The 11,443-nt window shown below is 69.5% G+C and carries 4 protein-coding genes; 2 read left to right on the forward strand and 2 right to left on the reverse strand.

Going from position 1 to position 11,443, the window contains the following annotated elements; translation table 11 throughout:
* Both AC5JJ2_RS26205 and AC5JJ2_RS26210 read right to left on the reverse strand, forming a co-directional pair.
* The coding region (locus AC5JJ2_RS26205; protein ID WP_495861011.1) for a sulfatase-like hydrolase/transferase at positions 1-1,171 on the reverse strand (1,171 nt) is incomplete at its 3' end.
* A 228-nt stretch (positions 1,172-1,399) separates the two neighbouring features.
* On the reverse strand, positions 1,400-2,500 hold the full coding sequence (locus AC5JJ2_RS26210) for a hypothetical protein (RefSeq protein ID WP_495861008.1): 1,101 nt from the start codon (positions 2,498-2,500) through the stop codon (positions 1,400-1,402).
* 332 nt (positions 2,501-2,832) lie between these two features.
* Between AC5JJ2_RS26210 and AC5JJ2_RS26215 the strand changes: the two genes are divergently transcribed.
* Positions 2,833-9,894, forward strand: coding sequence for a reprolysin-like metallopeptidase (locus AC5JJ2_RS26215; protein WP_495861009.1), 7,062 nt, complete (start codon positions 2,833-2,835; stop codon positions 9,892-9,894).
* A 155-nt stretch (positions 9,895-10,049) separates the two neighbouring features.
* Positions 10,050-11,384, forward strand: coding sequence for a glucuronyl esterase domain-containing protein (locus AC5JJ2_RS26220; RefSeq protein ID WP_495861010.1), 1,335 nt, complete (start codon positions 10,050-10,052; stop codon positions 11,382-11,384).
* Positions 11,385-11,443 lie beyond the last annotated feature (59 nt).

Consider the following 11,443-nt stretch of genomic DNA (forward strand, 5'->3'; position numbering starts at 1 on the left):
AGTGGGCGACGAGCGGGCTGCTGATGCCGCCCTCGTGGACCCAGTGCTTGTACTCGCGGAACGGCGTGTTGCTGACGTTCGCCCACCCCTCGCCGTAAGCCACATACGTGTCGGCCGGGCCGGGCACGACGTTCGGCCCCTGGCGGACCGGGTAGCCGTCGCGGGTCTGCGGCGGGACGAGGCCATTCGGTAGGGATTCGGGCGGCAACTGGGGCAGGGTCGGCTTGTCCTTCCGCGGCCCGTCCTCCCGGCCCTTCGTCGGGTTGCGGCCCATGAGTTCCGCGCACCCGCCGTTGTCTTGCAGGTAGAGAATGAGCGTGTCCTCCAGCCGCCCGGTGCGCTCTAACTCCGCGACGATCTTGCCGACGCCCTGGTCCATCCGGTCCACCATCGCAGCGAAGACTTCCATGCACTTCGCATCCCGCTCCTTGTTCGCGACCTTGTCCCACGCCCCGGCGAGCGGACTCGCGCCCTGCGCCGGGTCGATGAGGCCGAGCTTCGCCGCCTTCTCGAACCGGGCCTTCCGCGTCGGCTCGTACCCGCCGGCGTACTTACCCTGGTACTTCGCGATGTCCTCCGGCAGCGCGTGCATCGGCCAGTGGGCGGCGGTGTACGTTACGTACATGAAGAACGGCTTGTCGCCGTGGTCCTTCGCGTGGTCGCCGAGGAACTTGACCGCGTGGTCCGTGATCGCGTCCGTGAAGTAATACTGCTTCGGCTGGTATTCCTCGTCCGCGACCGGGGAGATGAGCGTGTTGTCGCGGCACAGGGTGAACGGGTCGTAAAAGCTGCCGCCGCCGGACACCATGCCGTAGAACCGGTCGAACCCGCGTTGCAGCGGCCAGCACTCCTTGTTGCCGTCCTTGCCGATGAACCGGGTGACGTGCCACTTCCCGACGGCGTAGGTCCGATACCCGGCCGGGCGCAGCACCTCGGCGATGGTCCGGCACTGCCGGTTGAGGTGGCCCTTGTACCCCGGCTTCCCCTTGTCGTCCATCATGTGGCCGACGCCGGCCTGGTGCGGGTAGAGGCCGGTGAGCAAGCTGGCCCGCGTGGGGCAGCAGCGGCCGGTGTTGTAGAACTGCGTGAACCGCACCCCGTTCGCGGCGAGGCGGTCGAGGTTCGGGGTGACGATCTCGCCGCCGTAGCAGCCGATGTCGGAGAAGCCCATGTCGTCCGTCATGATGACGACCACGTTCGGCGCGGCCGCGAGCGGCCCGACGGTTGCGAGCAACAGGAGGGAGAGGGTCCAACGGGTCACGACGGGTCTCCGGGTTCTGTAGGGCGGGTCAAGGCTCTGCGCCGACCCGCCGGGGGACCGCTACTGCACGGATGAGCCGCGGAACCGGCTGGGACCGCGACGGCGGGTCGGCGCAAAGCCTTGACCCGCCCTACAAGATTACGGCTTCTCGCCGGTAATCTCGCTCAGCAGTTGGAAGAAGCCCCGCTTCCGCGCGCTGCTCGTCTTCCAGTTCACCGGCACGGACTGGTAGCCCTCGTCGAACCCCTCGTCCTTCATCCGGTAGTCGAAGTAGCCCCACGACGCGTACTCGCCCACCGCGGCCACGAAGTTGTTCGTCGGCTTCTCGAAGTCGAAGTGATCGTCCTCGTTGAACAGGATCGGCATCGGCCGGTAGCCGTCCACCTTGCGGGACTGCCGGACCATCTCGCCGATGCGGGCCGGGTCCTTCACCCCGTTGCCGTGCAACAGCAGGAAGTCGGACGCCTTCACCACGTTCGGCTTCGGGACCTTGTTCCCGCCATAGCTCGTGCCGACGAGAAGCGGGAACTTTATCGCCGCGGCCCGGTCCTTCGCGCGGAGGATCAACTCGTGGACGCGGTCCGGCTTCAGGATCGCGTGGTCGTAAGCCTTCACGTTGCACTCGTTGTTGATCTCCAACAGGACGTGCGTGTAGTTCTTCGCGATTAGCCAGTCCACGGTCGCGTCCACGCCCGCCGTCACCGCGGCCTCGTCCGTCAGCCGCTCGTCCTGGCCGAAGTAGTAGACGCCGAGGATGACGACCATGCCCAGCTCGTCCGCCCGGTCGAGCACCTTCGCCAGCCGCGCCAGGTAGTCCGCGCGAAGCGTGCCGTCCGCGTTCAGCGCGGAATTGTGCCACGGCTGCTCTTTCGAGTACCCCTGGGGGCTGCCGCCTTGCAAATTCAACGTCATCGCCAGCAGGCCGTGCTTCCGCCACTCCGGCGTCATCGCCAGGAACTCGGCCGTGTTCCGGTCCGCGTCCCATTTCTTCGTATCGGGGTAGGCCCACCGGCCGACGGTCTGCGGGTTCCGGTCGTCGAACGTCGCCTGCACCATCCGGCTGTTGAACAACAGCCCTTCGATGGACTTGCCCTGCCAGTTGCGGCCCTTGTACGTCGGTTGCCCGTTGATGAAAAACTTCTCGCCGTCGATGCGGACGGCCGTGCGGCGCTTCGGCGGTTCGGCCGCGAGCGGCGCGGCGAACAGTCCGGCGAGAAAGAGCGGAACGACGACACGCATGGGGGTGGCCCTTCACGGGGAGTGTGAAGCCGGTTCGTCTCATTCGGTATAGTCACGGCTCCCTCATTTTCACGGACGGCCCAACCGGCCGGGCCGCGCGTCGAGTTTAACGACGGACCAAGTTATCCAATTTGTCCATTCTGGCGGCAACGTCTTGCTGAGCCGCAAAGTTCTGTTTAGAGTTAGAAACCATCTATTCTCCCTAGACCCACGCTTGACTCGCGCGCGTCCCCGAGAAGCGGCCATCGACGCCCGATGACCGACGCCGGTTTTTCCCGCGAAGCGTCCGTCCCGGAAGGGGCCATTATCCCGCTACGTGTTGGAGTTCATCCATGATTCGCACCCAGTGGTGGCGTTACGTCCGGAAGTCGGTGGCCACGCCCCGGACCGCGTTCCGGTTGCTCGGCCGGTTGGTGCAGCTCGAAGACCGCGTCAACCCCAACGGCCTCCTGGTGAGTATCAACGATCTCGCCACCATCCCCGCGTCGCCGACCGGGAAGACGCCGGCGATCCAGGCCCGGTCGTTCCGGCCGGTGGCAATCGACACCGCGACCGTGCTGACCGAGCTGTCCGCCGTGCCGAGCGAGCCGGCGTACCTGAGCGGGGCCGACGGCGTCGAGTTCGTCCTCCCCGCGCCGGACGGCACGGCCCAGCGGTTCGAGGTCGTGGACGCGCCGGTGATGGCCCCCGAGTTGGCCGCCCGGTTCCCGGACATCCGGACGTTCCAGGGCCGCGGCCTCGACGACCCGACGGCGCTGTTGCGGATGGACGTGACGCCGCTCGGCTTCCACGCGCAAGTCATCTCGTCGGCCGGGACGTGGCTCATCGACCCGTTCTACCACCTCGAAGACGACGTGTACGCTAGCTACTACCGGAAGGATGCTCTCACGGCCGCCCCGCCGGCGGACGGCGACGCCGACGGCGCGCAGGCGTGGGGCACGGGCCGGAAGTCGCCCGGCTGCCAGTGCAGCACGTGCATGGGGGCGATGGATGTACTCGGCCGGGGAACCGACGGGGGGTCCGGTTCCTCCTCGACCGGCGACGTGCCGCAGGCCCGCAGCGGGACGCAACTCCGCACGTACCGACTCGCGGTCGCCGCCACCGGCGAGTACACCGCGATCTTCGGCGGCACGCAGGTGCTCGGCCAGGCGGCCATCGTCACGGCCGTCAACCGCGTCACCGGCGTGTACGAGTCGGAGTTGTCGATCCGGCTGAACCTCGTCGCCAACAACTCGTTGCTCGTTTACACGAACCCGGCCACCGACCCGTACACGAATAACGACCCGGTCGCCCTGCTGACTCAGAATCAGGCGAACGTGGACGCCGTCATCGGGTCGGCGAACTACGACATCGGGCACGTGTTCAGCACCGCCGGCGGCGGCCTCGCCGGCCTCGGCGTGGTCGGCTTCGCCGGCGTCAAGGCGCAGGGCGAGACCGGGCTACCGAACCCGGTCGGCGACCCGTTCCACATCGACTACGTCGCCCACGAGATCGGCCACCAGTTCGGCGCGCGGCACACGTTCAACACATCGTCCGACCCGAACCGGAACCAGAACACCGCGTTCGAGCCGGGCAGCGGGTCCACGATCATGGGGTACGCCGGCATCACCGGCCCGAACTCCGACCTCCAGCCGAATTCCGACCCGTTCTTCAACACGAGCGCGTTCGACGAGATCGTCAACTTCGTGGACGCCGTCATCCCCGGCGTCGGCACGCGAACGGCGAACGGGAACGTCGTCCCCACGGTCGTCGCCGGCCCGACCTACGTCATCCCGGCCCGGACGCCGTTCGAGCTGGTCGGCGGCGGGTCGGACGCCAACGGCGACGCCGTCACGTACTCCTGGGAGCAGCGGGACCTCGGCCCGGCCCAGTTGCTCACCGCCGCGGACAACGGGACCAGTCCGCTGTTCCGCGTCTACAACCCGACGCCCTCCCCGGCCCGCGTGTTCCCGCGGCTGACCGACCTCGTCAACAACACGGACACGATCCCGCTCGGCGAGAAGCTGCCGACCGTGAACCGGGCGCAGATGCGGTTCCGGCTGACCGCCCGCGACAACCGGATCGGCGGCGGCGGGGTGAACACGGCCGACACGTTCGTCCAGGTCGTCAACACCGGGGCGGCGTTCGCCGTCACGTCCCCGAACGTCAACCTGACGTGGGTTCACAACACGACCGAGACGGTGACGTGGGACGTGGCCGGCACGAACGCCGGCCTCGTCAACGCCCAGAACGTGAACATCAGCCTCTCGACCGACGGCGGGTTGACGTACCCGACCCTGCTGGCCGGCAACGTGCCGAACACCGGGTCGGCGAACGTCGTCGTGCCGGTCATCAACACCGGGACCGCCCGCGTCCGGGTGCAACCGGTCGGGAACGTCTTCTTCGACATCTCGAACGCGAACTTCACGATCTCCCCGGTCGCCCCGACGTTCGCCGTCAGCGGCAAGCTGTACGAGGACTGGACCGGCAACGGGACGCCCGACGCCCTCGACAAGCCGCTCGGCAACCAGGTCGTCCTGTTCGACACGAACGGCAACGGCGTCCTCGACACGGCGACGACCTCGTCCGGCACGGTCAACATCGCGATCCCGGACGCCAACCCGACCGGCATCACGAGTACGATTGCCGTCAGCGGCCTGCCGGCGAAGGTTCTCGACGTGAACGTGAAGCTCAACATCGAACACACCTACGTCGGCGACCTGCGGGTCTTCCTCACCGGGCCGAACAATGCGAAGATCAGCCTCATCCTCAACCGCGGCGACGAGGGCATCAATTTCACCAACACCGTCCTCGACGACGAGGCGTTGGTCTCGATCACGGCGATCGCCGCGGCCGGCGACCCCTTCTCCGGCAGCTTCCGGCCGGAAGTCCCGCTCGGCAATTTCGACGGCACGCCGGCGAACGGCAACTGGACGTTGGCGGTCATCGACTCCGTCGGCCTGGACACCGGCAAGCTCGTGGACTGGTCGCTCACCTTCACGACCGAGCAGGCGACGACAAGCCTAGGCAACGGGTTCTACGGCATCAACGGGTTGGACATCGGCACGTACAACGTGACGCCGCTGGGCGGCCTTAACTTCGTGACGCCGCCGACCGGCAAGTACGGGGTCACGATCACCAGCCCGTTCGACGAGTTCCCGAACCGCGACTTCTACGTCACGAAGCAGAAGGCGTTCTACGGCCTGGCCATCGACGACGCGAACAAGGACGGCGTGTTCGACGCCGGCGAGCCGGGGCTGAGCGGCGTTCAGATTTACATCGACACGAACAAGAACGGGGCGTTCAACGTCGGCGAGCCGACGACGACGACCGACGCCCTCGGCCGGTACCAGTTCACGTCCCGGCCGGTCGGGATGTCGGTGCTCCGGCAGGTCGTGCCGAACGGCCGGTTCGAGACATTCCCGGCCGCCGGCGGCATCACGGTCAACCAGGTCGGGACCGAGTCGCAGCTGAACAACAACTTCGGCAGCCGGCTCGGGTTCGCCCCGGTCATCGTCAGCAACGGCGGCGGGCCGACGGCCGCCGTGTCCGTGTTCGAGAACGCGGCGACCGTCACCACCGTCGTCGGGGACGACCCGGACCCCGGCACGGTCCTCACGTACTCCCTCGCCGGCGGGGCGGACGCCGGCAAGTTCACCATCAACCCGGCCACCGGGAAGCTCGCGTTCTCCCCGGCCGCGAACTTCGAGGTCCCGACGGACGCGAACGCGGACAACGCCTACGAGGTGATCGTCCAGGTGTCCGACGGGTCGCAGGCCGCGACGCAGCTGCTCACCGTGACCGTGAACGACGTGAACGAGGCCCCGGCGTTTACCGTCGGCCCGAACCCGATCAGTGCCGAGGACGCCGGCCCGCAGGCGCTCGCCTTCCTGGCCGGCGTGGCCACCGGGCCGAACCCGGAGCCGGGGCAGACGGTGACGTTCACGGTGGCCGTTATCGGAACGACCGGGACGCTCGCGTTCACCTCGATCCCGGCCATCGACGCGGCCGGCAACCTGACGTACACGGCCGCCCCGAACACGAGCGGCACGGCCACCGTCACGGTGTTCGCGACGGACGACGGCGGCACGGCCAACGGCGGCAGCGACACGTCCACGACCAAGACGTTCACCATCACCGTCGCGACCGTGAACGACGCCCCCACCTTCGTCGTCGGCGCGGACCAGACCGCGGGCGAGGACAAGGGCCAGCAGACCGTCCCGGCGTTCATCGCGACGAAGTCGGCCGGCCCGCCGGACGAGGCCGGGCAGACGATCTCGTTCCTCGCGTCGAACGACAACGCCGCCCTGTTCGCCGTGGCCCCGGCCATCGCCGCCAACGGCACGCTGACGTACACGCCGGCTGCGAACGCCTTCGGCGTGGCCGTCGTCACGGTGACGGCGAAGGACTCGGGCGGCACGGCAAACGGCGGCGTGGACACGTCCGCCCCGCAAACGTTCACGATCACCGTCGGCAACGTGAACGACGCCCCGACGTTCGCCGTCGGCGCGGCCCAATCGCTGCTCGAAGACGCCGCGCCGCAGGTCGTTCCGAACTTCCTGACGAACGTGACCGCCGGGCCGGCGAACGAGTCGGCCCAGGCCGTTTCGTTCGTGGTCACGACGAACAACCCCGCCCTGTTCGCGGCGGCCCCGGCCATCGACTCCACCGGGACGCTGACGTACACCCTCGCCCCGAACGCGAACGGGACGGCGACCGTCACCGTGACCGCGAAGGACGACGGCGGCACGGCCGGCGGCGGCAGCGACACGTCCTCGCCGCAGACGTTCCTCGTCACCGTCACCGGCGTGAACGACGCCCCGACGTTCGCCGTCGGCGCGAACCCGACCTCGAACGAGGACGCCGGGACGCAGACGGTCGCCGGGTTCGCCGCCGCCGTCGCGGCCGGGCCGCCCGACGAGGCGGGGCAGCAGGTGACGTTCACGGTCACGACCGACAACCCGGCGCTCTTCCTCATCGCCCCGGCCGTCGCCCCGAACGGCACGCTGACGTACACGGCGAACCCGAACGCGAACGGGACGGCGACCGTGACCGTGACCGCGAAGGACAGCGGCGGCACCGCGAACGGCGGGGCGAACCAATCGACCGTGCAAACGTTCACCGTCACCGTCGTGGCCGTCAACGACGCCCCGACGTTCGCCGTCGGCGCGGCCCAGGCCGTGATGGGCGACGCCGGGCCGCAGGCGGTGGCGAACTTCGCGTCGGCCATTTCCGCCGGCCCGGTGGACGAGGGCGGTCAATCGGTCAGCTTCCAGGTGACGGCGGACAACCCGGCGCTATTCGCCGAGCTGCCGACCATCGACGCGGCCGGCGTCCTGCGGTACACGCCCGCCCCGCTGACGAACGGCGTCGCGACCGTTACCGTCACGGCCGTGGACGACGGCCCCGGCGCGGCGGCGTCCGCCCCGCGGACGTTCACCGTCGGCGTCACGTCGTTCCTCGACCCGGTCGTTGCGAGCGCGACGACGAACGAGGACACGATGACCGGCGGCCTGGTCCTCGGGACCGGGCTGGCCGGCAGCCCGGTCACGCACTTCCAGATCACGAACGTCCGCGGCGGCGTCCTGTTCCGGCCGGACGGCACGACGTTCGTCTCGAACGGCGACTTCATCCCCGTCGGGGACGGCGCGGCCGGGCTGCGGTTCCTGCCGCTGACGAACGCGAACGACAACACGTCCCCCGGCGGGTTCGGGTTCGACGTGCGGAACAGCACGTCGGCGAGCGCGGCCGGGCTGGTGCGGTCCGCGACGACCGCGACCGTCTCCGTCGTGCCGGTGAACGACGCCCCGACGCTGTCCGTCGGCGCGGGCGTGACGGTGAGCGAGGACGCGGCGGCGCAGGCCGTGGCGAACTTCGTCTCGAACGCCTCCGCCGGGCCGCCGGACGAGGCCGGGCAGCCGCTAGCGGTCGCGCTGTCCGTCGCGGTGACGAGCGGCGACGTGTCGTTCGTCCAGCCGCCGGTTCTGGACCTCGCGACGGGAATGCTGGCGTTCCGCGCCGCCCCGGACAGCAACGGCGTCGCGACGGTGACGGCCACGCTGAGCGACGGCAGCGGCGGCACGGCGACGCAGACGTTCATCATCACCGTCACGCCGGTGAACGACCCGCCCACCGCGGCGCTGCCCGCGACGACGGCGAAGGGCGGGGCCGGGCCGCAGGTCGTGCCGGGGTTCGTCGCCCTCTCGACCGGGGCGGCGAACGAGGCCGACCCGCTGGCCGTGACGGTCACGATCGTCAGCACGACCGGGAACATCGCCTTTACCACGCCGCCGGCCGTCGACGCGAACGGGACGCTGACGTACACGGCGAAGCGGGGGTCGATCGGCACGGCGAACCTCGGCCTCGTCGTCAGCGACGGGGCGACGGCGCTGCCGGTCCGGTTCGTGACGCTGGACGTGGACGCGGCCGGGCGGTTCGAGCTGGTCGGGTACACGGAGTTCGCCGTCGGGTCGGACGACGGCCAGCCGGACGTGACGTTCTACAACGCCGACCGGTCGGTCCGGTTTCTCTCGAAGGCGTTCCCCGGCACGGAATTCGGTGCCCGGATCGCCAGCGCCGACTTCACCGGCGACGGCATCGCGGACGTGGTCGTCGGGTCCGGCGTCGGCCGGTCCACGTTCGTCCAGGTCATCGACGGCTCGACGCAACGGACGATCTTCGCCGTCCAGCCGTTCGAGGCGGCGTTCACCGGTGGCGTGTACGTCGCGGCCGGGGACGTGACCGGCGACCGGATCGCCGACCTCGTCATCACGCCGGACCGGGGCGGCGGCCCGCGGGTGCGGGTGTTCGACGGCGTCGGGTTCAACCCGATCGCCGACTTCTTCGGGATCGACGACCCGAACTTCCGCGGCGGCGCGCGGGCGGCCGTCGGCGACCTGAACGCGGACAAGGCGGCCGACCTCGTGGTCGCGGCCGGGTTCGGCGGCGGCCCGCGGGTCGCCGGGTTCGACGGCCGGCTGCTCGCCGCCGGCAAGCGGGTGAAGCTGTTCAACGACTTCTTCGCGTTCGAGCAGACCCTCCGCAACGGCGTGTTCGTGGCCGTCGGCGACATCGACGGTGACGGCGTGTCCGAAATCATCGCCGGCGGCGGCCCGAACGGCGGCCCGCGGGTGCAGGCGTTCGACGGCCGGACGCTAGTGAGTTCCGGCGGCGCGACGCTGACGCCGACGGTGAACTTCTTCGCCGGCGACCCGCAGAACCGCGGCGGCATCCGCGTCGCCGTGAAGGACCTGGACGGCGACACGCAGGCGGACCTGGTCGTCGGGGCCGGGACGAACGCCGGGAGCGTGGTGACGGCGTACCTCGGGACGACGCTGGCGGGCGACCCGTTCCTGCCGGTCGCGTTCGCGTTCGAGGCGTTCGACGACTTCACCGGCGGCGTGTTCGTCGGGTGAGATTGTGGAACCCGGAGCGGAAGCGACGGGGTGTTGCGCAACACCCCGTCGCTTCCGCTCCGGGTTCCACCGACGTTTCGCACCCCCGCACTCATCGACACTTCAGAAATCCCGCCTACACCCTCCGTAACCCTTCTCCCACTCTGGAGCGTGCCATGCGTCACGTCTTCCTCCCCTTCGGAGTGCTGGCGCTGTGCGCCGGCCCGTTCCTCGCCGCCGACCACCCGCCGCCCGTGCAGCTGACCGCGCAGCAAGACCACAAGCGGATGATGGAGTTGCTCAAGATCAAGGAGCTGCGCCGCGGGGCGGACGGCAACCCGAAGTCTGCGAACGCCGCCAACCTCGACGAGTCGAAGGCGACGCCGTACCCGGACCTGCCGGACCCGCTGACGTTCAAGGACGGCACGAAGGTCGCGACGCCGGACCAGTGGCGGAAGCGGCGGGCCGAGATCGTCGAGGACTTCGACCGTGAGGTCTACGGCCGCGTGCCGAAGGAGACGCCGAAGGTGACGTGGGCGGTCACCGCCACCGAGAAGCAGAAGGTCGGCGAGGTCGAGGCCGTCACGAAGAAGCTCGTCGGCAAGGTGGACAACTCGTCCTACCCGGCGGTGACGGTCGAGATTCAACTGACGCTCACGACGCCGGCCGACGCGAAGGGGCCGGTCCCGGTCGTCATGGAGTTCGGGTTCAACTTCCCCGCCCGCGCCGGGACGTTCGCGCAGGCCGCCCCGCGGGCCGGGCCGACGTGGCAGCAGCAGGTGCTGGCGAAGGGTTGGGGGTACGCGATCCTGTCGCCGAACAGCGTGCAGGCGGACAACGGCGGCGGGCTGACGAAAGGGATTGTCGGCCTGTGCAACAAGGGCCAACCCCGCCAACCGGAGGACTGGGGGGCGCTGCGGGCGTGGGCGTGGGGCGCGAGCCGGGCGCTCGACTACTTCGAGACGGACAAGGCGGTGGATGCCAAGCAGGTCGGCATCGAGGGGCTGTCCCGGTACGGGAAGGCGGCGATCGTGGCGATGGCCTACGACGAGCGGTTCGCGATCGGGTTCATCGGCTCGTCCGGCGCGGGCGGGGCGAAGCTCCACCGCCGGGACTACGGCGAGAAGGTCGAGAACGTGGCCGGGTCCGGCGAGTACCACTGGATGGCCGGCAACTACTTGAAGTACGCCGGCCCGCTCACGGCGAAGGACCTGCCGGTCGATGCGCACGAGCTGGTGGCGCTGTGCGCCCCGCGGCCGGTGTTCATCAGCGTCGGGTCGTTGCAGGTCGAGGGCGGCTGGGTGGACGCGAAGGGGATGTTCCTCGCCGGCGTCGGGGCCGGGCCGGTGTACGAGCTGCTCGGCAAGAAGGGGCTGGGGACGACGGAGTTCCCGAAGCAGGAGACGGCGCTGGTCGCCGGCGAGGTGGCGTTCCGGCAGCACGCCGGCGGCCACACGACCGGCCCGAACTGGCCGACGTTCCTGGCGTTCGCGGCGAGGTATCTGAAGTAGACCTGACTTCCGAAGTCCGGCTTCGACTTCGGAAGTCGATCCCCCGCGGGGGCGTTCCT

Source organism: Limnoglobus sp. (assembly GCF_059499385.1).

Excerpts from the sequence above, each read along its gene's own strand:
- AC5JJ2_RS26215 (WP_495861009.1), top strand. The coding sequence starts at position 2,833 with ATGATTCGCACCCAGTGGTGGCGTTACGTCCGGAAGTCGGTGGCCACG.
- AC5JJ2_RS26220 (WP_495861010.1), top strand. The coding sequence starts at position 10,050 with ATGCGTCACGTCTTCCTCCCCTTCGGAGTGCTGGCGCTGTGCGCCGGC.
- AC5JJ2_RS26210 (WP_495861008.1), bottom strand. The coding sequence starts at position 2,500 with ATGCGTGTCGTCGTTCCGCTCTTTCTCGCCGGACTGTTCGCCGCGCCG.